Here is an 18,352-nt window from a genome sequence, read left to right as displayed (position 1 = left end):
GTGTGCGCGCGGTGGGTGTGCGGTGCAGCGGTAATCCATCGACGCTCCAGGGCGCGCCAGCACGATCGGGACCGACGGTGCGGAACGCGAGTGACGGGGAGGGGACTTGAGCGGCAGCGCAGGCACGGTGTCCGGTACGCCGGGGGGCCTCACGGCGCGTCCTCGTACGCTGCTCGACGGCGTCCTGGCGCAGGCGCGGCGTGCTCCGCGGGCGACGGCGCTGGTGTGGCGGGACGAGGAGATCGGCTACGGGGCGCTGCTGCACCGTGCCGCGCGTGAGCGGGCCCGTCTGACGCGGCTGCCGGGGGACGCGCCGGTGGCCGTTCCCGCCGTGAAGTCGCCCGCGGTCATCGCCCTGGTGCTGGCCTGTCTGCTGGAGCGGCGGCCGGTGCTGCTGCCCGCCGCGACGCTCGGGCAGGACGCCCTGGGCCGGCTGTACGAGCGGGCCGGGGTGGGCGAGGTGCTGCGGCCGTGCGAGGACGCCGGGGACGCCGCCGGGGACGCCGGGCACGCCGCCGGGGACGCCGGGCACGCCGCCGGGGACGCCGGGCCTGCCGCCGGGGACGCCGGGCCTGCCGGCGGGGACACCCCAACAGCTGCCGTCCCGGTGCCTGCCGTGTCGTGCGAGGGGCGGGCGGCGCTGCTGCTCACCACGTCCGGCTCCACCGGGCTGCCGAAGATCGTCCCGCTCGGCGCGGACGCCGTCGACGCGTTCACCGGCTGGGCGGCCGGCGCGTTCGGCATCGGCCCGGACACGGTGGTGCTCAACTACGCGCCGCTCAACTTCGACCTGAGCCTGCTCGACGTGTGGGCGACCCTCGCGCACGGCGGCCGGGTCGTCCTCGTCGACCCCGAGCACGCCCTGGACGGCCCGCGCCTGCTCGGTCTGCTGCTGCGCCACCGGGTGCAGGTGGTGCAGGCCGTGCCCATGTTCTTCCGGCTGCTCGCCGACGCCGCGGACGCCGCCGGGGAGCGCCTGCCCGCCGTGCGGCACGCCCTGTTCACCGGCGACGCCGTCCCCGGGCCGCTGCTGGCCCGGCTGCCCGCTCTGCTGCCCGGCGCCCGGCTGCACAGCGTCTACGGGTGCACCGAGACCAACGACAGCTTCGTGCACGAGGTGTCCGCCGATGAGGCGGCGGGCGGCGGCCCGCTGCCGCTGGGCCGGCCGCTGCCGGGCGCCGACGCGTTCGTCGTCACCGACGGCGGGGCCCTGCTGGACGGCCCCGGCGCCGGCGAGCTGTTCGTCCGCACACCGTTCCAGACGCGCGGCTACCTGGGCGGCGCGCCCGGCGCGCCGGCCTTCGTGCAGCATCCCGCGCACGACGACGGCCGGCGCTACTTCCGCAGCGGCGATCTGGTCCGCCGGCGGGCGGACGGCTCCCTCGTCCTGGAGGGGCGCACGGACTTCCAGGTCAAGGTGCGCGGGGTGCGGGTCAACGCCCAGGAGGTGGAGCACGTCCTGCTCGGCCACGGCGAGGTCGCCGAGGCCGCCGTCCTGGCGCTGCCCGACCCGGTGGCCGGACGGCTGCTGCACGCCCTCGTGCGGCGCGCGCCCGGCTCGAAGCTCACCAGCCTGACGCTGCGCGGGCATCTCGCCCGCCGGCTGCCCCGCGCGGCCGTCCCCTTCGACCTGCGGATCGTCGACGCTCCGCTGCCCAGGACCTCCACCGGCAAGGTCGACCGCGACCGGGTCGCTTCGGCCCACTTCACCAAGGAGAACTGACATGCGTCACACCCAGGCCGTCAAGGAGTTCATCGTCCGGGAGTTCCTGCCGGACGTGCCCGCCGACGAGCTGGCCGACGACCTCGACCTCATGGCGGGCGGCGTCATCGACAGCCTCGGCCTGCTCAAGGTGATCGCCTGGCTGGAGGACCGCTACGGCGTCGACACCGACGCCGTCGACCTCGACCCGGAGTCCTTCACCTCGGTCGCGGCGATCGCCGCGTTCCTCGCGGACGCGCCGCGCGAGCGCGCGGGGGCCGCGTAGCCATGCACGAGGCCGTCGTCTCGCTCATCGGCCGGGAGCGTCCCGTGGAGCTGCCGGTGTGGCGGTCGTTCTGGGACGACCTGCGCGCCGGCGGTCTGCGCCGGGGCGAAGCCACGGCGCTGCTCGCCTCGCTGTCCACCCGGATGCCCGACCGGGTCACCCTGGGCGCGTTCCTGGACTCGCTGGCCGAGCGCCGGCCGGCCCGCCCGGCGGACGCCTTCGCCGGCGCGGTCAACATCGTCGGCACCGGCGGGGGCCCGCCCACCTTCAACATCTCCACGGCGGCCGCCTTCGTGGCCGCGGCGATGGGCGTGCGGGTCGTCAAGACCGGTTCCCGGGCCTGGAGCAGCGGCTGCGGCTCCCTGGACCTGCTCCAGCGGCTCGGCATCGAGCCGGCCGCGTCCTACGAGCGGGCCCAGGAGGACCTGGAGCGCCACGGCATCGCCTTCGCGGGGACGTTCGTGTATCCGGCGGAGATCGCGCTGCTGGCCCGGGCGGTCGTGCCGCTGGACATGCGCGGGCTGGGGCCGGTCGTCAACACGCTGGGCCCGTTCCTGGCCGACGTGCCGGTGCGGGCGCAGGTGACCGGGGTGTCGCGGCCGGGGGCGCTGGAGGCGCTGCGGTACGCGGCCGGGCATGTCTCGCGCGCGACGGGCCGGACGGTGTGGCTGGCCGACAACGACGCCGGCGCGGACGAGCTGCTCGGCTTCGCCGTCAACCGGGTGCGGGCGTACGAGTCGGGCGGGGAGGAGGAGTTCACGCTCTCTCCCGGCGCGCTGGGGCTGGGCGCGGGCCGTGCGGCGGATCTGGCGCCGGCCGGGGGCGGGGTGGAGGGCGCGGCGGGTCTCTTCGTGGAGGTGCTGTCGGGCCGCGGCGGCCCGGCGGCGACGCAGACGGTGTGTCTGAACGCCGCCGCGCTCGCGGTGGCGGGCCGGCTGACCGGCGACTGGCACGAGGCGCTGCGCGCCGCGCACGCCACACTGCACGACGGGACGGCGCTCGCCCTGGTGGACCGCATGCGCACCCGGGAGACCTCCCATGCCTGACCCCACCACCCCCACCCCCGCCCCCACCATCACCCTCGCCCCCACTCCCCCAGCCGCACACCTGCCCGTGCCTCTGCCGGGGCCGGGGGCGGGGTTCTTTGGGTGGCGGGGGGCGGGGCGGGTGGGGCTGGCGGTGTTCGTCAATGCCGGGGATCCGCCGTTGGAGACGTTGCCGGAGCTGGCCGCGATGCTCGACGAGAGCGGCGTGGACTGTCTCGAACTGGCCGTGCCGTTTCCCGGCTCCGTCACCGACGGGCCCGTGATCCGCCGTTCCGCCGACCGGGCGCTGGCCGGCGGGGTCACGTGCGAGGCCGTCCTGGCCGCGGTGGCGGCCGTGCGGCCGGGGCTGCGCCGGCTGCGGATCGCGCTCCTGGCGGACTGGAGCCACACCGTGCGCGAGCGCGGCCTGCCCGGCTTCGCCCGCGCCGTCGCCGGCGCCGGCTGTGACGGGCTGCTGCTGCACGGGCTGCCGCCCCGGCTGCGCAGCGCCCACTACGAGGCCGCCCGCCTGGCCGGGCTGCCCCTGGTCACCACCTGCTACGCCTCCTCCCGGCCGGCCACCGTCGCCGAGGCCGCCGCACACGCCCGCGCCTACGTGTATCTGGTCGCCCACTACGGCCGCAGCGGCACCACCGCCGCACCCGACCGCGACCGGCTCGCCGGGACGCTCGCCGCGCTGCGCCGCGCCGCTCGCGCGCCGGTCGCCGTCGGTTTCGGCGTCCGGTCCCGCGCCGACATCGCCGCGCTGGAGGAGCTGGGCGCGGACGCCGTCGTCGTCGGCAGCGCCGGCGTGGCCCGCATCGAGCAGGCCCTGGCCCAACGGCGCGACCCCGTCGAGGAGTTCGCCTCCTTCGTGGCGGAACTGCGCCGCCCGATCACCCAGCACCGTACGGACGAAGGAATCCAGACATGATCGTTCGCAGGCTCGACAGCGTCCGCTGCGTCGACTGGGGCAACGGCCTCAGCCGCCGCTTCCTCACCGAGTCGGACGGCCTCGGCTACACCGTCACCGACACCCTGGTGCGGGCCGGCACCAAGTCACGGCTGGAGTACCGCCGTCATCTGGAGGCCTGCTACTGCATCGCCGGGAGCGGCGAGATCGTCGACATGAGCGGCAACTCCCACCCCATCGTGCCGGGCACGCTGTACGCGCTCGACCAGCACGACGCGCACTGGCTGGTGGCCGGCCCGGACGAGGACCTGCGGCTGGTGTGCATGTTCACCCCGGCGCTGCGCGGCGACGAGAGCCACAACCTCGACGCGCCCGGCTTCTCCCAGTACTGATGATCACCTGGACGGACGACCAGCGAAGCCTGCGCGACGCTCTGGCGCCCCTGCTGGAGGAGCTCAACGCCGGGCACGTCGAGCGGGACGCCGAGGCCGCCTTCCCCCGTGCGCAGTGGGACCTGCTGCGCGCGACGGGGATCCTGGGCCTGCCCTTCGAGGAACGGTTCGGCGGGCTCGGCCAGGACCTGCTGACCACGATGTACGTGCTGGAGGGGCTGGGCCGGGGCTGCCGTGACGCGGGGCTGAACTTCTCCGTGGGCAGCCACATCGTCAGCACCGGGGTGCCCCTGCACCGCTTCGGCTCGCCGCGGCTGAAGGAGCGCTACCTGCCGGGCCTGTGCTCCGGCGACCTGATCGGGGCCCACGCGATCAGCGAGCCCGACAGCGGTTCGGACGCGCTGGCGATGCGCACCCGCGCCGAACGCGACGGCGACGCCTTCGTCCTCACCGGCGGCAAGTCCTTCGTCAGCAACGGGCCCGTCGCCGATGTGATCACCGTGTACGCCCGCACCAGCGACCGTCCCGGCCCGTTGAGCGTCACCGCGTTCCTCGTGGAGCGCGACACGCCCGGCCTGTCCGTGGGGCGGCCGGTGGCGAAGATGGGGCTGCGCACCTCGCCGCTGTGCGAGCTGCACTTCGACGGGTGCCGGGTGCCGGCCGCGCAGGTCGTCGGCCGGCCCGGCGGGGGCTTCCTCGTCCTGGACCATGTGATGCGCTGGGAGATCCTGTGCTCCTTCGCCGTCAACGCCGGCGAGATGCGCGACCGCGTCGAGCGGTGCGCCCAGTACGCCCGCACCCGTACCCAGTTCGGGCAGCCGATCGGCTCCTACCAGGCCGTGTCCCACAAGATCGTGGACATGGAGATCGGGGTGGAGAGCGCCCGGCACTGGCTGTACTCGGCCGCCCGCAAGATGGCCGCCGGGGAGAACGTCACCCGCGACATCGCGATCGCCAAGCTCGTCACCAGCGAGGCCAACGTCGCCTCCGCGCTGGCCGCCGTGCAGATCTTCGGAGGCAACGGCTACATGGCCGAGTACGGCATCGAGAAGGAGCTGCGCAACTCCGTCGCCGGGACCATCTACTCCGGCACCTCCGAGATCCAGCGCAACCGCCTCGCCTCGATGCTCGGCCTCTGACCCCCGGCGCCCGACCGCCCCCGACACCCGACGCAAGCGGAAAGACACACCATGACCGCCCTGGCAGCAACCGAGTTCCTCGACCACGACAGCCCCGAGGTGCGGGCGTTCGTCCAGCGGGCCCTGACGGCCCGCACCCCCGCCCCCACCGGACAGACCGCGCAGGCCGGGCAGACCGCGCAGGCGGTGGCCCTGTACTACGCCGTACGGGACGGCGTCCGCTACGAGGTCTACGGCGCCGACCTCTCCCGCGAGGGCCTGCGCGCCTCCCGGGTGGCGCGCACCGGCTCGGGGATGTGCCTGCACAAGTCGGTGCTGTACGCCGCCGCGCTGCGCTCGCTGGGCATCCCGGCCCGTCTGGTCCTGGCCGACGTGCGCAACCATCTCGCCTCCGAACGGCTCAAGCGGCTGCTGGGCGGGGACGTGTTCCACCAGCACGCGCTGACCGCGCTGCGGCTGGAGGGACGCTGGGTGAGGGCGACGCCGGTCTTCAACAAGGCGCTGTGCCGGCTGTACCGGATGGCGCCGCTCGACTTCGACGGCACCGCCGACAGCCTGCACCACCCCTTCGACCTGGCGGGCCGGCGGCAGATGGAGTTCCTGCGCGAGCACGGCGAGTTCGACGACCTCCCCTACGAGCGGGTGATCGCCGCCCTGCGGCAGGCGCACCCGCGGCTGTTCGAGGGCGAGGGCGAGGGCGGCGGGGCCCGGTTCACGCGGGGCTCCCTCGAGGGCGAGGCGGCGGCCTAGTGCTGGTCAAGTTCTGCGGGGCGACGACCGCCGCGGAGGTGCGGGGCGTGGCCGAGGCGGGCGCGGACCTGGTGGGGCTGTGGCACGGGGTTCCCGGCGGGCGGGCGGAGCTGTCCGCGCGGCGGGTGGCGGAGCTGGCCGCGCAGGCGCGGGCGACGGGGCGGCTGGAGGCCGTGCTGGTCACCTTCGGCTCCGACGCCGGGGCGCTGGCCGCTCTCACGGGCGGCGCCGGCCCGTCGTGGGTCCAGCTGCACGGCTACCAGCCGCCGTCCGTGGTGCGCGCGCTGCGCGCGCTCGTCCCGGACGGCGTGCGCATCGTCAAGGTCCTGCATGTGCGGGGCGGCCGCTGTGTGGAGGCGGGGCTGATCGGCGCGTACGAGCGGGCCGGCACGGACTGTTTCCTGCTCGACGCGGTCGGCGCGGACGGGCGGGTCGGCAGTACCGGGGTGCGGGTGGAGGACGCCGTGGTGGGGCGGCTGGCCGACCGGACGGCGCGGCCCTTCCTGCTCGCGGGCGGGCTGCGCGCGGACAACCGGGACCGGTTCGCGGGCGCGGTGGCCCACCCCCGCTTCCTCGGCATCGACGTGGACTCCGCGGCGCGGGGCGCGGACGGGCTGCTCGACCCGGCCGGCGCGGCGGCCGTCGTCCGCGCCTGGAGGAGGCCGCCGGGCGGGCCGCGCGAAGGATCCCGTCCAGCGGCGGAGGCGGCGGGGGCGGCGGGGGCCGGGGGGACGCGGTGAGCGGCGGCGGGCGTTTCACGCAGGCGCTGCGCTCGTCCGCCCGCCCGGTGATCATGGAGGTGAAGCGGCGGTCCGCGGGCGGTACGGACCTCATGGCGGGGCGCACGGTGGCCGAGGTCGTCGCCCGCTACGAGGAGGCCGGGGCGCCGTGCATCTCGGTGGTCACCGGCCGCTGGTTCGGCGGCGGCGAGGAGCTGCTGGGCGAGGTCGCCGCGCTCACCGGGCTGCCGCTGCTGCGCAAGGATTTCGTCACCGGCCGGCGGCAGCTGGAGCGCAGCCGTGAACTGGGGGCCTGCGCGGTGCTGTTGACGGTGAAGCTGCTGCCCGCCGAGGTGCTGGCGCGGCTGGTGGACCATGCGCTCGGTCTCGGGCTGACCCCGTTCGTGGAGATCGCCGACGCGGCGGAGGCGGCGGCCGTGCCGCGGGCGCGGGAGTGCGTGGTCGCCGTCAACAACAAGGACATCGCCGTCCGGGAGCGGGGGGCGGGCGACCTCGGCCGCAGCGGCGGCCTGCTGCCCGCGGTGCTGCGTGCCGGGGCGGGCTGCGCGGTCAGCGCGAGCGGCATCAGCGCCCCCGCCGACGCGGCACGCCTGCTCGACTCCGGCTTCGACGGCCTGCTCGTCGGCACGGCCCTGCTCCGGGCGCCGTCCCCCCGCCGGTGGTGCGCGGCCCTGGACGCGGCCCGGACCCCGCCCCCGCCCCCGTCCCCGCCCGAGCACCGCCTGAGCACCGCCTGAGCCCGCCCCCCGGGCGCGCCCCGGGCAGGCCTCCGGGGCGGGCCCCGGGGTGCGGGGCCCGCCCCGGGGCGGGAGAGGGGGGGCTGCTGGAACGTCAGGTGCGGCGGGGGCGGGAGAGGGTGCGGTGGCCTCGGGAGGTGCGGCCCCAGGGTTTGTAGACGGAGATGACCGCCGCGGCGGTGAGCAGGACGAACAGCATCGGCACGCTCCACACCAGGAAGTCGGCGGGCCAGCCGGGGCGGGGCGGGGCGCCGCCCGCCCGGGCGGTGTTCTCGCTGGCCTTCATGACGATCGGATGGATGACGAACCAGGCGAAGATCGTCATGAAGAGGGTGATGACCCACTTGGCGACGATCCACCAGTGCAGCAGCAGCCCCCACACCGTGCCGCAGGACAGCAGGATGCCGGAGACGGCGGCGGCGATGCTGAACACCGTGACGCTGGTGTCGTCGAACACGTACATCGCGTAGTACACGCCCTTGGCGACGGCCGCGTCGTCGGTGGTGTAGCCCATGAGGGCCAGGACGGCCATGGACAGCGACAGGCCGACCCAGCCGACGGAGGTGACGACGTGGATCGCCAGGGTCAGTCTGCGGCCCCGGCGGCTGAGTTCGAACCGCTTCTTCTTCTTTCCGTTCTTTCCGTTCTTTCCCGCCGTTCCCGGCGTTCCTGTCGTTCCTGTCGTTTCTGTCGTTCCCGCGGTCTGCCGGGGGGTGGTCCCGGGCAGGCCGCGGCCCTCGGTGTGCCGGGGCTCGGCGCTCTGGGGAGCGGACAAATCGCTGCCTCGCCTTCCTGGGGAGTGTGGGTGGCCGCACCGATGGTCGCGTGCGCCGCTCGAGGCGGGGTGGAGGCGGTCCAGCGCCTCTCCGGGCATCCTCCAGCGGCGTTCTGGACGCTGGAGGAGCACTTACCGGCCAACGAACTCGTGGAGCAGGCGTGACAGTTCTGGTGACAGGCGCAACAGGATCGGTCGGCCGTCATGTGGTCGAGGGGCTCAGGGCCGCGGGCGTCGCGGTGCGGGCGCTGACGCGTGATGCGGCCGCCGCCGGCCTGCCGGAGGGCGTCGAGGTCGTCGAGGGCGACCTCACCCGCCCCGGCACGCTGCGCGCGGCGCTGCACGGGGTGGAGCGCCTCTATCTCTTCCCCGTCCCGCAGACGGCCCGTGAGGTCGTCGCCGCGGCCAAGGACGCCGGCGTGCGGCGCATCGTGGTCCTGTCGTCGTCCTCGGTGCTGGACGAGTCCGGCGACAACCACAGCGGTGAGCACCACCGTGCGGTGGAGCGGGCCGTGCAGGAGTCCGGTCTGGACTGGACGTTCGTGCGTCCCGACGAGTTCGCCTCCAACGTCCTGTGGAAGTGGGGGGAGACGATCCGCGCCGAGAGCGTGGTGCGCGCCCCCTACGGCGATGCCCGGCGTGTCCTGGTGCACGAGGCGGACGTCGCCGCGGTGGCGGTGGCGGCGCTGCTGGAGGACGGGCACACGGGCCGGGCGTATGTGCTGACCGGTCCGGAGGCGATCTCCCAGGCCGACCAGGTGCGGGCGATCGGCCGGGCGGCGGGGCGCGAGATCGCGTTCGAGGAGGTCACGCCGGACGAGGCGCGGGTGCTGATGGGGCGGGCGATGCCCGCGCCGGTGGTGGAGATGGTGCTGGGGTATCTGGCCGAGGCGGTGCTCGACCCGCCGGCGGTCGTGGACACCGTCGAGCGGGTCACGGGCGTGCCCGCCCGGAGTTTCGCCCGGTGGGCGGCCGACCACGCCGGGGACTTCGCCGCCGCGGCCGCGGAGCGGGCGGCGTGAGCGCCGGGGCGCGGACCGCGCTGCGCGGTGCGCGGGTCAGCATGACGGGCAGCGGCGAGCCGGAGGAGCGGCTGGTCACCGGCCGTGAGGCGGTGCCCCGCGCGGGCCGCGGCAAGGTCGTGGTGCGGGTGGAGGCGGCGGGCGTGTCGTTCGCCGAGGTGCAGATGCTCCAGCATCTGCACCCCTTCCCGCCGCGTTTTCCGTTCGTGCCCGGCTACGACCTGGTGGGGCGGATCACCGAGGTCGGTGAGGGCGTCACCGGCTGGCGGGCGGGCGACCGCGTCGCCGCCATGCCCCGCTACGGGGCCTGGCAGGAGTACGTGCAGACGCCGGCCCGGCATCTGGCGCCGGTGCCCGAGGGGCTGGACGCCGCCGAGGCGGTCGCGCTGGTCACCAACGGGGTGAGCGCCTGCCAGATGCTGGACCGGCTGCCGCTGAAGGCCGGCGACACCGTCCTGGTGCACGGGGCGAGCGGCGGTGTGGGCACCCTGCTCACCCAGCTCGCCGTGCACCGCGGGCTGCGGGTGATCGGCACGGCGTCGCCGGCCAAGCACGCGGCGGTGCGCGAGCTGGGCGCGGAGCCGCTGGACTACCGCGGCGGCGGCCTGCCCTCGGCGGTGCGGCGGCTGGCGCCGGGCGGCGTGCAGGCGGTCTTCGACCACATCGGCGGGCGGGGCCTGGACGACGGCTGGGCGATGCTGGCCAGGGGCGGCACGCTGGTCTCCTTCGACTCCTCGGTCGCCGGATTCCGGCCGGGGCAGTGGTTCCGGCCGCACGTGCCGGCGCTGCTGCGCACCGGCCGGCGCTTCGCGGCCCGTCTGCTGGGGCTGACCGGCGGGCGCCGCATGACGATGTACTACGTCAAGCCGGGTCCCGCCTTCGACGCCGCGCTGAGCCTGCTGTACGGGCTGCTGGCCGAGGGCGTGCTGACGCCGCGGATCGCCGGCCGGCACCCGCTGGAGGAGGCGGCGGCGGCGCTGCGCGCGCTGCTCGAGGGGCGCTCCGTCGGCAAGCACGTGCTCATCCCCTGAAACCCCCCTCTACTCCCCCTCTCTCTCTTCTTCGCCGGCCGTCGTCCGGCCGTCTTTCGACCATCGGAGGAAGTCATCATGTCCAGCACGCTGTCCAGCACGCTGAGCGAGCGGTCCGTCCAGGAGCGCAACAAGGAGATCGCCCTCGACTGCGCCGCCGCCTGGAACCGCTGGGACGTGGACGGCGTCGTCCGGCACTGGGCCCCGGACGTGCGGCACTTCTCCGAGGACCGCGAGGTCGACACCCAGCTGATGGTCGCCGCGATGCGCGGCGGCCTGGCCGCCTTCCCCGACCTGCACCTGGACGTCAAGAGCGCGGTCGCCGAGGGCGACCGGGTGATCCTGCGGATCACCGTGACCGCCACCCACCTGGGCGAGTTCTTCGGCAAGGCCCCCACGGGCCGGAAGGTCGCCTGGTACATGCTGGAGGAGCTGCGCTTCGACGACGCGGGCCGGATCGTCGAGCACTACGACGTGTTCAACTACCTGCCCATGCTCAAGGAGCTGGGGTTCGTCCCCGCGGACGTGCTGTGAGCGCCGGCGCGCCCGCGGGCGGCCTGGCCGAGGTCGCCGACGGGGTGTACGCGTTCGTGCAGCCCGACGGCGGCTGGTGCCTGAACAACGCGGGCCTGGTCGTCGGCGAGGGGGGCGCCGGGGTCCTCGTCGACACCGCGGCGACCGAGGCCCGGGCGCGGCGGCTGCGGGCGGCGGTGCTGCGCCGTGCGGGTACGGCGCCGCGCATGCTGGTGAACACGCATTTCCACGGCGATCACACGTTCGGCAACCGTTTCTTTCCCGAGGCGGTGGTCGTCGCGCACGAGGGGACGCGGCGGGACATGGCGGCGGCGGGGCTGCATCTGACGTCGCTGTGGCCGCAGGTGTGCTGGGGCGACGTGGAGGTGGTGCTGCCCGAGGTCACCTTCCGTGACGCGCTCACCCTGTACGCCGGCGGGGTGCGGGTGGAGCTGCTGCACATGGGGCCGGCCGCGCACACCACCGGCGACGCCGTGGTGTGGCTGCCCGAGCAGCGGGTGCTGTTCACCGGTGATCTGGTGATGTCGGGGGTCACGCCGTTCTGTGTGATGGGGTCGGTGAGCGGTTCGCTGGACGCGCTGGAGCGCCTGCGCGCGCTGGATCCGCTGGTGGTCGTGCCGGGTCACGGGCCGGTCGGCGGCCCGCAGATCCTCGAGGCGGACGCGGCGTACCTGCGCCGGTTGCAGGAGCTGGCCCGGCGGGGGGTGGCGCGGGGGCAGAGCCCGCTGGAGCTGGCCCGCGCCGCGGGGCCGGGTCCCTTCGCGGGGCTGCTGGACGCCGAACGGCTGGTGGCGAACCTGCACCGGGCCTACGCGGAGGAGCACGGCGCGGCCCCGGGCGAGCCGCTGGACGTCCCGGCGCTGTTCCGGGAGATGACCGTCTACCACGGCGGTCTGCCGGCCTGCCGCGCCTAGCCGGAGCCGCCCCGGCGGAGCAGAGCGCGGGGGCATGAGCGAGGGGCGGGGCCGCTGCGGCAGCGGCCCCGCCCCTCATTTTCTTTCTTTTTCTCTTTCATCCCGTGGGGGGAGGCGGTCACACGTCGACGTTCTTCAGGAACGACGCGAGGGTGTGCAGGCCCGGGTGCTCGGCGCGCAGCGCGGCGATGTCCGCGCGGTAGCCGTGCTCCTGGAACCACTCGAACATCAGGGCGATCTCGGGGGCGTTGGGGATGTAGGGGTCGGCGGCCACCGCGTCGAGCGGGAGTTCCTCGAAGCGGGCGGGCAGGCCGCTGCGGGCGGCGAACGCCTCGGCCACCTGGGTGGCGCTCAGTTCGTCGCCGGCCAGTTCGACGGCGCGGCCGAGGTATTCCTGCGGCCGGTCGAAGGCCTGGGCGGCGAAGTGGGCGATGTCGTCCACGGCGATGAACTGCACCCGGGTGTCCGGTTTCAGGGCGAGCTGCACCACCAGCGTCCCGTCGACGTTGCGCGGGCCGTGGGCGCAGAAGTTGTCCATGAAGAACGAGGGGCGCAGCACGGTCGTGGGCACGTCCAGCTGTGCCAGGTAGCGCTCGATGTGCCGCTTGGAGTCGAAGTGCGGGACGCCGCTGTGGCGTTCGGCTCCGCCGACCGAGCTGTACACCACGTGGGCGACGCCGGTGGCCTTGGCCGCCCGGGCGACCGCGCGGCCCTGGCGGACTTCGCCGCCCAGGCCGAGGGGCGTCATGAAGTTCTGCACGGAGAACACTCCGTGCGTGCCGCGCATGGCCGCGCGCAGCGACGCCTCGTCGTCGAGGTCCCCGGTGACCAGCCGTACGCCGAGCGCGGCGAGCTCGCGGGCCTTGTGGGAGCGGGGGTCGCGGACCAGGGCGGCCGTCTCGCGGCCCCGGCGCAGCAGTTCGCGTGCGGTGGCGCCGCCTTGCAGGCCGGTCGCCCCGATCACCAGGACCGGTCCGTTCGTCTCGGTGGTCGTCATGTCGGATAGGCCTTTCTCAGCCGAACAGTGCGGCGTTGGCGGCCGCCCAGGCGCGGTAGGGACGGGGGTCGCGGCCGGTGAGGTCCCGCACGGTGGTGGTGGGCGTGGCCCAGGGCACCTGGGGGCTGTGCAGGGCGGCCACGTTGGCGACGGCCGCCGGGCGGTCGCCGGTGAGGCCGGTGAAGACCTCCACGACTTCTTCCGGGGGGGCGACGGAGAAGCTCAGTTCCCGGCCCAGGACGTCGCCGAGGATGCTCGCCTGCTGCCGGGAGGTGAGGATCTCGCCGCCGGTCAGGAGGTAGGCCCGGCCGCGGTGGCCGTCCTGGGTGAGCGCGGCGACGGCGCAGGAGGCGACGTCGTGCTCGTCGACCGGCGCGCCGGGGTTGTCGCCGATCCAGCAGCGCACCGAGCCGCTCTCGCGGACGGTGGTGGTCCACCAGGAGGTGTTGGCGTGGAAGGGGCCGGGGCGCAGGAACGTGGTGGCGGCGCCGGAGGCGGTGATCGCCTCCTCTGCGGCGCGGTGTTCGTCGGCGATGCCGTGGGGCAGCGGGTGCAGCACGCCGGCCGAGGAGAGGAACACGATGTGCTCGACGCGGGCGGCCGCGGCGGCCGCGGCGACGTTGCGGGCCTGTGCGGCCACGTCGCCGGAGAGCACGACCAGGGCCGCGGTGACGTTCGTGAAGGCGGCGTCCAGCGAGGCGGGGTCGGCGGGGCTGCCGGCGACGACGTCGACGCCGTCGGGCAGGTGCGCCTCCTCGGGGCTGCGGCTGAGGGCCCTGACCTTGCGGCCCAGGCGGGTGAGCTGTTCGACGGCCTCGCGGCCTACCTTGCCGGTCGCTCCGGTGACCAGGATCACGGTCAGTGCCTCCAGCCCTGGGGCTGCGGCCACGGCGAGCCGAGCTGGCGGTAGGTGCCCTGGTAGTCGGGCCAGTCCCGGTGGTCGCGGATCTTGCCGTCGACGAAGCGGATGAGGTGGATCTGCTCGCCGGAGAAGCGGCGGCCGGTCGGCGCCATGCCGACCAGGTCCCCCACGTGCCGCCCGTACAGGACGAGGTGGGCCCGTACCCAGTCGCCGCGCTCCTCCAGGAGCACCTCCTCCAGGTGGGCGTCCTCGGAGAACGTCATGCGCAGCCATTTGACGGCCATCGCGAAGGAGTCGGGGCCGCGCAGGTCCATGTGTTCCATCGTCGCCGGGTTGAGGTATTCCGGGTGAATGTATTCCGCGACGTCGTCGGTGTTTCCGGTGTTGTATGCGTCGATCATTTTGCGTACGGCGGCTGTCTGACTGCTCATCGAATTCCCTCCCGGCGGCCGCCGGCGGCGGCTGCTGCCCTTGATTGTGGGGTTCGGCGGCGGGGGCGGGCAAGGGACGTATTTCCGGCTCGTTTTTCTCTCCAGGAATGCGGGCGGCGGGCGTCCACCGGCGCTCTATCGGTCCTCCATGCGTTCTCCGGCTGCGTGCGTGGCGGGGGCTTCAGCATGTGGCGCATGGACACGGACACAGCGACCTACAAGACCGAAGTCACGGCCGCCTTCAACGGGGCCGCGGCGACCTACGACCGGCTGGGGGTGGAGTTCTTCACGCCGATGGGCGCGCGGCTGGTGGAGCTGGCCGCGCCGCGTCCCGGCCAGCGGCTGCTGGACGTCGGCTGCGGCCTGGGCGCCACCCTGCTGCCGGCGGCGCGGCTGGTCGGGGCGGGCGGCAGCGCGCTCGGCATCGACATCGCCGAGGCCATGGTGCGTGAGGCCGCCGGGGAGGCGGCGCGCCAGGGCATCGGCAACGTCGAGGTGCGGGTGATGGACGGCGAGCACCCGGATCTGCCGGCCGGCTCCTTCGACCTGGTGCTCGGCAGCTACAGCGTGATCTTCCTGCCGGACGCGCGGGCCGCGCTCGCCCGTTACGCGGGGCTGCTGCGCGACGGCGGCCGTATCGCGTTCACCAGCCCGGTGTTCAGCCGGGACACCTTCCCGTTCCTGCCGCCGATGTTCACGCCGCTGATCCCGATGTCCCTGCTGGAGCATCTGCCGCCCGCCTGGCATCCGGAGCGGCTCCACCGGCAGCTGCACTCCTGGCTGGAGGACCCGGCGGATCTGACGGCGGCGCTGCACGGGGCGGGCTTCGAGGAGGTCCGTGTCGTCGACGAGACGGTGGACATGACGGCCCGCTCCGGCGAGGCGTGGGTGGACTGGTCGCACACGCAGGGCATGCGCCTGCTGTGGCGGCACCTGCCGCCCGCGGAGGCGTCCGCCCTGCGCACCCGCCTGACCACGGCCCTGAACGCCCTGCGCGGCCCCGACGGCCTGGTCCACATAGCCGTCCCGGTCCGCTACGTCACGGCCCACGCGGCCCGCTGAACGGGGGGGGTGACGGGGGCGGCCGGTAACGGGGGCGGCCGGTAACGGGGCGGCCGGTGGCCGGGGTGCCGGCCGCTGCCCGGTACCCGGTGCCGGCGGCCCGGCGGCCGGGGGGCCGGGGGGCCGGGGGGCCGGGGGCCCGACGGCCGGGGGCCCGGCAGGACCCGGGGGCCCGACGGCCGGGGCGCTCGGTGGCCGAGGCGGCATCCGGTGGCTGGGGGCCCGACGGCCGAGGTGCCCGGCAGAGCCGAGGGCCGGGGGTCCGAGGGCCGGGATGCCCGGCAGGACCGGGGCCCCGACGGCCGGGATGCCCGACAGCCGAGGGCCCGGCAGAGCCGAGGGCCCGCCCGGGGCCCGGTGGCCGGGATGCCTATCCGGCGGCCCGGTGGCCCGGCGGCCGGGGTGCCCGGCTGCCGGGGGCCCGGCAGAGATGGGGGTCCGACGGCCGGGATGCCGGCGGCCGAGGCGGCACTCGGCGGCCGGGGCGCTCGGCGCCGAGGCGGCATCCGGCGGCCGGGGGCCCGACAGCCGAGGTGCCCAGCAGAGCCGAGGGCCCGGCAGGGCCGGGGGCCCGCCCGGGGCCCGGTGGCCCGGCGGCCCGGCGGCCGGGATGCCCACCCGGTGGCCCGGTGGCCCGGCGGCCCGGTGGCCGGGATGCCCACCCGGTGGCCCGGCGGCCCGGTGGCCGGGGTGCCCGGCGGCCGGCGGCCAGCGGCCAAGGCGCCCGGCAGAGCCGAGGGCCGGGGGCCCGGCAAGGCCGAGGGCCGGGGGCCCGGTGGCTCGGCGGCCGGGGGCCGATGGCCCGGGGGGCACGGCAGGGCGAGGTGCCCGGCGGAGCCGGGGGCGCGATGGCCGGGGTGGCCGGCCGTCGGCCAACGGCCCCGCCGCCGGCGGAGGCCACGGCACCGCAGGCAGCGCGGAGGGCAGCGCGGGCAGCGCGCAGCAACAGCCGGCGCAAGCAGCGCAGGCGGCACAGGCCACGCGGGCGGTGCGGTGGGGGGTGTGGGTGTGGGCGGCGCCACCGTGGGGTCGGTGGGCCGCCCTTTCGCCGGCGGGCTTGGCTGCCGGTTTGGTGTCAGGTCACGGACAGGGCGCCGTCCACGGCGAGGACGGTGCCGTTGGCGTAGGCGGCCTCCGGCCGGGTCAGCTGCACGATCCACCAGGCGATGTCCTGCGGCCGGCCGACCCTGCCCGCCGGGATGCGCTGCGCCATCTCGCCGAGGAACGCCTCGTAGGCCTGCGGCGGCATTCCGGCGCGCACCCCGACGCCGGTGTCGACGACGCCGGGCGCGATCCCGACGGAGCGGATGCCGCGCGGGGCGAGTTCCACGGCCCAGGTGTGGGTGAGGAAGTCGAGGGCGACCTTGGCCATGCCGTAGACGGAGTTCTCCGGCCAGGCCCGGCGGCCGAGGGAGCCGGCGGAGCTGACGTTGACCACGACTCCGCCGGTGGCCTCCAGCGCGTCCAGCGCCTGCTGGGTCAGGAACAGGGGGGCGATCAGGTTGGTGCCGAGCTGGGTGCGCACCGAGGCGCGGTCCAGGGCGTCGAGCGAGGCGAATCCGGTGACGGCCGCGTTGTTCACCAGGACGTCGAGGCGGCCGAATTCCCGGAGCGCGGTGTCGACGATGAGTTCCGGCGCGTCGTGGTCGTGAATGTCCGCCGTGAGAATGCGAATACGGTCATGGCCGTCCGCGGTTTCCTTGAGCGTCGATTCGCTGCGGCCGACGATGAGGACGTGCGCGCCGTCCTCGGCGAATTCACGGGCGGTCGCCGCTCCGATTCCGGTGCCGCCGCCGGTGACGATGACGGCCTTTCCCACGGAGTTTCCCAAGGGGTTTCCCACGGAGTTTTCCACGTAATTCGTCATCGCGGCCTCACGAGCACAGCGCGGTGTTGACGCCGCGGATGACGGCCTGCTCGGCGTCCGGCCCGAAGTCCTTGTCGCCGATCGTGAACGACAGCTGCACCCGGGCGCTGAGGTCGCGGGTGGTGGCCGCGAAGGTGGCGTAGCCGGGGATGCCGGCGCCGTGGCCCCACAGGTCGAGGCCGGCGTCGTTCTCGAGCTTCATGATGCCCAGGCCGTAGCCGATGCCCATCGGCAGGTTCTCGATCATCTCGGGCGGCAGCGGCGTGGTCATCTCGGTGAACTCCGGCTCGTTCAGCAGCCGGCCGCTGAACAGCGCGGTGAAGAACGTGTCCAGGTCGGCGGTGGTGGAGATGATCTCGCCCGCGCAGCCGGCCTCGGAGGGGTTCATGAGCGTGACGTCGACGGGCTCGCCGCCGATCTGCATGTAGCCGCGGGCGTGCGGCTGCGGGAGGTGCGGGTCGTCGCCGGGCAGCACGGTGTCCTCCAGCCCCAGCGGCCGCAGGACCCGCTCGGTGATCTCCTCGCGGTAGGAGCGGCCGGTCGCCTTCTTGATGAGCAGGCCGATGACGAAGTAGTTGGTGTTGCAGTAGGCGAACCTGGTGCCGGGCTCGAACTCCAGCGGCTTGGCGGCGGCGATGGCGATGAGGTCCTCGGGCTCGTAGTGCTTGTAGCGGTCGCGCAGGAAGCGATCGCCGGGCTTTTGGAAGGAGTCCATGTAGTTGTAGAGCCCGCTGGTGTGCTGGAGCAGGTTGCGGACGGTGATCTTCTCGCCGTGGGGCAGCAGGCCCGGCAGGTAGCTCTCGACCGTGCGGTCGAGGTCGATGCTGCCCTCGGCGGCCAGTTGCAGCACCACGACGGCCACGAACGGCTTGGTGATGCAGGAGATGCGGAAGCGGCCGTCGGGGGGGACGGGGCGGTCGGTGCCCAGCTCCGCGATGCCGGAGGTCACCACGAAGGTCTCCTCCCCCCGGGCGACCCGGAACTGGACGCCCGCGGCCCCGGCCTCGACGAGCCGGTCGGCGGCGCCCTGGACGGCCTGCTGGAGAGCCGAGACGCCCGGTCGGGCGATCGTCGTCTGCGTCATGTCGGGAAAACCCCCATCGGGTGGCAGTCGGTTCGTGTGCAGTCGGTTCGTGCGGCGGTGCGCAAAAAAAGGGGGAAGGGGGGTGCGGC

At 74.9% G+C, this 18,352-nt stretch carries 21 protein-coding genes; 15 read left to right on the top strand and 6 right to left on the bottom strand.

Annotated features, from left to right (window positions below; genetic code table 11):
* The first annotated feature begins 106 nt into the window (after positions 1-106).
* From ACFYX4_RS21965 to ACFYX4_RS21925, 9 genes are read left to right on the top strand one after another with little or no spacing between them, the layout of a single operon-like run.
* Positions 107-1,723 carry an AMP-binding protein gene (locus ACFYX4_RS21965; protein WP_389335677.1) on the top strand — a complete coding sequence of 539 codons (1,617 nt, stop codon included), beginning with the start codon at positions 107-109 and terminating at the stop codon, positions 1,721-1,723.
* Between the two features lies 1 nt (position 1,724).
* Positions 1,725-1,988, top strand: a complete 264-nt coding sequence (locus tag ACFYX4_RS21960; protein ID WP_389335674.1) for an acyl carrier protein — start codon at positions 1,725-1,727, stop codon at positions 1,986-1,988.
* A 2-nt stretch (positions 1,989-1,990) separates the two neighbouring features.
* Positions 1,991-3,034, top strand: a complete 1,044-nt coding sequence (locus ACFYX4_RS21955; protein WP_389335671.1) for an anthranilate phosphoribosyltransferase — start codon at positions 1,991-1,993, stop codon at positions 3,032-3,034.
* The gene (gene trpA, locus ACFYX4_RS21950) at positions 3,027-3,947 is read left to right on the top strand and encodes a tryptophan synthase subunit alpha (RefSeq protein ID WP_389335667.1); all 921 of its coding nucleotides are present in this window, start codon (positions 3,027-3,029) and stop codon (positions 3,945-3,947) included. Before ACFYX4_RS21955 ends, trpA begins: the two co-directional genes overlap by 8 nt.
* On the top strand, positions 3,944-4,318 hold the full coding sequence (locus tag ACFYX4_RS21945; protein WP_389335664.1) for an ectoine synthase: 375 nt from the start codon (positions 3,944-3,946) through the stop codon (positions 4,316-4,318). Before trpA ends, ACFYX4_RS21945 begins: the two co-directional genes overlap by 4 nt.
* Positions 4,318-5,457 carry an acyl-CoA dehydrogenase family protein gene (locus tag ACFYX4_RS21940; RefSeq protein ID WP_389335661.1) on the top strand — a complete coding sequence of 380 codons (1,140 nt, stop codon included), beginning with the start codon at positions 4,318-4,320 and terminating at the stop codon, positions 5,455-5,457. The genes ACFYX4_RS21945 and ACFYX4_RS21940 overlap by 1 nt, the downstream gene beginning before the upstream one ends.
* A gap of 51 nt (positions 5,458-5,508) precedes the next feature.
* Positions 5,509-6,207, top strand: coding sequence for a transglutaminase family protein (locus tag ACFYX4_RS21935; protein WP_389335658.1), 699 nt, complete (start codon positions 5,509-5,511; stop codon positions 6,205-6,207).
* Positions 6,207-6,947, top strand: a complete 741-nt coding sequence (locus tag ACFYX4_RS21930) for an N-(5'-phosphoribosyl)anthranilate isomerase (protein WP_389335655.1) — start codon at positions 6,207-6,209, stop codon at positions 6,945-6,947. The genes ACFYX4_RS21935 and ACFYX4_RS21930 overlap by 1 nt, the downstream gene beginning before the upstream one ends.
* Complete coding sequence (locus ACFYX4_RS21925) at positions 6,944-7,684, top strand: indole-3-glycerol-phosphate synthase (RefSeq protein WP_389335652.1); 741 nt, start codon at positions 6,944-6,946, stop codon at positions 7,682-7,684. The genes ACFYX4_RS21930 and ACFYX4_RS21925 overlap by 4 nt, the downstream gene beginning before the upstream one ends.
* Positions 7,685-7,778: 94 nt before the next feature.
* Here the strand turns inward: ACFYX4_RS21925 and ACFYX4_RS21920 are convergent, their stop codons facing one another.
* The gene (locus ACFYX4_RS21920; RefSeq protein WP_389335650.1) at positions 7,779-8,459 is read right to left on the bottom strand and encodes a hypothetical protein; all 681 of its coding nucleotides are present in this window, start codon (positions 8,457-8,459) and stop codon (positions 7,779-7,781) included.
* Positions 8,460-8,489: 30 nt separating this feature from the next.
* Here ACFYX4_RS21920 and ACFYX4_RS21915 point away from each other — a divergent pair, with 30 nt between their 5' ends.
* From ACFYX4_RS21915 to ACFYX4_RS21895, 5 genes are all read left to right on the top strand, one after another.
* Positions 8,490-8,624, top strand: coding sequence for a hypothetical protein (locus ACFYX4_RS21915; RefSeq protein ID WP_389335647.1), 135 nt, complete (start codon positions 8,490-8,492; stop codon positions 8,622-8,624).
* Positions 8,621-9,481, top strand: a complete 861-nt coding sequence (locus ACFYX4_RS21910) for an NAD(P)H-binding protein (protein WP_389335644.1) — start codon at positions 8,621-8,623, stop codon at positions 9,479-9,481. The genes ACFYX4_RS21915 and ACFYX4_RS21910 overlap by 4 nt, the downstream gene beginning before the upstream one ends.
* On the top strand, positions 9,478-10,512 hold the full coding sequence (locus ACFYX4_RS21905) for an alcohol dehydrogenase catalytic domain-containing protein (RefSeq protein ID WP_389335641.1): 1,035 nt from the start codon (positions 9,478-9,480) through the stop codon (positions 10,510-10,512). Before ACFYX4_RS21910 ends, ACFYX4_RS21905 begins: the two co-directional genes overlap by 4 nt.
* A gap of 78 nt (positions 10,513-10,590) precedes the next feature.
* The gene (locus ACFYX4_RS21900) at positions 10,591-11,046 is read left to right on the top strand and encodes an ester cyclase (RefSeq protein ID WP_389335638.1); all 456 of its coding nucleotides are present in this window, start codon (positions 10,591-10,593) and stop codon (positions 11,044-11,046) included.
* Positions 11,043-11,960, top strand: coding sequence for an MBL fold metallo-hydrolase (locus ACFYX4_RS21895; RefSeq protein WP_389335635.1), 918 nt, complete (start codon positions 11,043-11,045; stop codon positions 11,958-11,960). The genes ACFYX4_RS21900 and ACFYX4_RS21895 overlap by 4 nt, the downstream gene beginning before the upstream one ends.
* Positions 11,961-12,078: 118 nt before the next feature.
* Here ACFYX4_RS21895 and ACFYX4_RS21890 read toward each other — a convergent pair whose 3' ends face one another.
* From ACFYX4_RS21890 to ACFYX4_RS21880, 3 genes are read right to left on the bottom strand one after another with little or no spacing between them, the layout of a single operon-like run.
* The gene (locus ACFYX4_RS21890; protein WP_389335632.1) at positions 12,079-12,957 is read right to left on the bottom strand and encodes an NmrA/HSCARG family protein; all 879 of its coding nucleotides are present in this window, start codon (positions 12,955-12,957) and stop codon (positions 12,079-12,081) included.
* 16 nt (positions 12,958-12,973) lie between these two features.
* Positions 12,974-13,846 carry an NAD(P)H-binding protein gene (locus ACFYX4_RS21885; RefSeq protein ID WP_389335629.1) on the bottom strand — a complete coding sequence of 291 codons (873 nt, stop codon included), beginning with the start codon at positions 13,844-13,846 and terminating at the stop codon, positions 12,974-12,976.
* Positions 13,816-14,250 carry a SnoaL/DnrD family polyketide biosynthesis methyl ester cyclase gene (locus ACFYX4_RS21880; RefSeq protein WP_389335626.1) on the bottom strand — a complete coding sequence of 145 codons (435 nt, stop codon included), beginning with the start codon at positions 14,248-14,250 and terminating at the stop codon, positions 13,816-13,818. Before ACFYX4_RS21880 ends, ACFYX4_RS21885 begins: the two co-directional genes overlap by 31 nt.
* A 195-nt stretch (positions 14,251-14,445) precedes the next feature.
* Here ACFYX4_RS21880 and ACFYX4_RS21875 point away from each other — a divergent pair, with 195 nt between their 5' ends.
* The gene (locus ACFYX4_RS21875; protein WP_389335623.1) at positions 14,446-15,312 is read left to right on the top strand and encodes a class I SAM-dependent methyltransferase; all 867 of its coding nucleotides are present in this window, start codon (positions 14,446-14,448) and stop codon (positions 15,310-15,312) included.
* A 1,075-nt stretch (positions 15,313-16,387) separates the two neighbouring features.
* On the opposite strand, the gene ACFYX4_RS21870 is transcribed toward ACFYX4_RS21875, so the two are convergent.
* Both ACFYX4_RS21870 and ACFYX4_RS21865 read right to left on the bottom strand, forming a co-directional pair.
* The gene (locus ACFYX4_RS21870) at positions 16,388-17,179 is read right to left on the bottom strand and encodes an SDR family NAD(P)-dependent oxidoreductase (RefSeq protein WP_389335620.1); all 792 of its coding nucleotides are present in this window, start codon (positions 17,177-17,179) and stop codon (positions 16,388-16,390) included.
* A gap of 7 nt (positions 17,180-17,186) precedes the next feature.
* Positions 17,187-18,263, bottom strand: a complete 1,077-nt coding sequence (locus tag ACFYX4_RS21865; protein ID WP_389335617.1) for a serine hydrolase domain-containing protein — start codon at positions 18,261-18,263, stop codon at positions 17,187-17,189.
* Between the last annotated feature and the right edge of the window lie 89 nt (positions 18,264-18,352).

The sequence above is a fragment of the Streptomyces sp. NPDC002328 genome, assembly GCF_042890065.1.
GTDB lineage: Bacteria > Actinomycetota > Actinomycetes > Streptomycetales > Streptomycetaceae > Streptomyces.
Note: the sequence above shows the minus strand (reverse complement) of the source record. Positions and strands in the feature narration are given on the sequence as shown.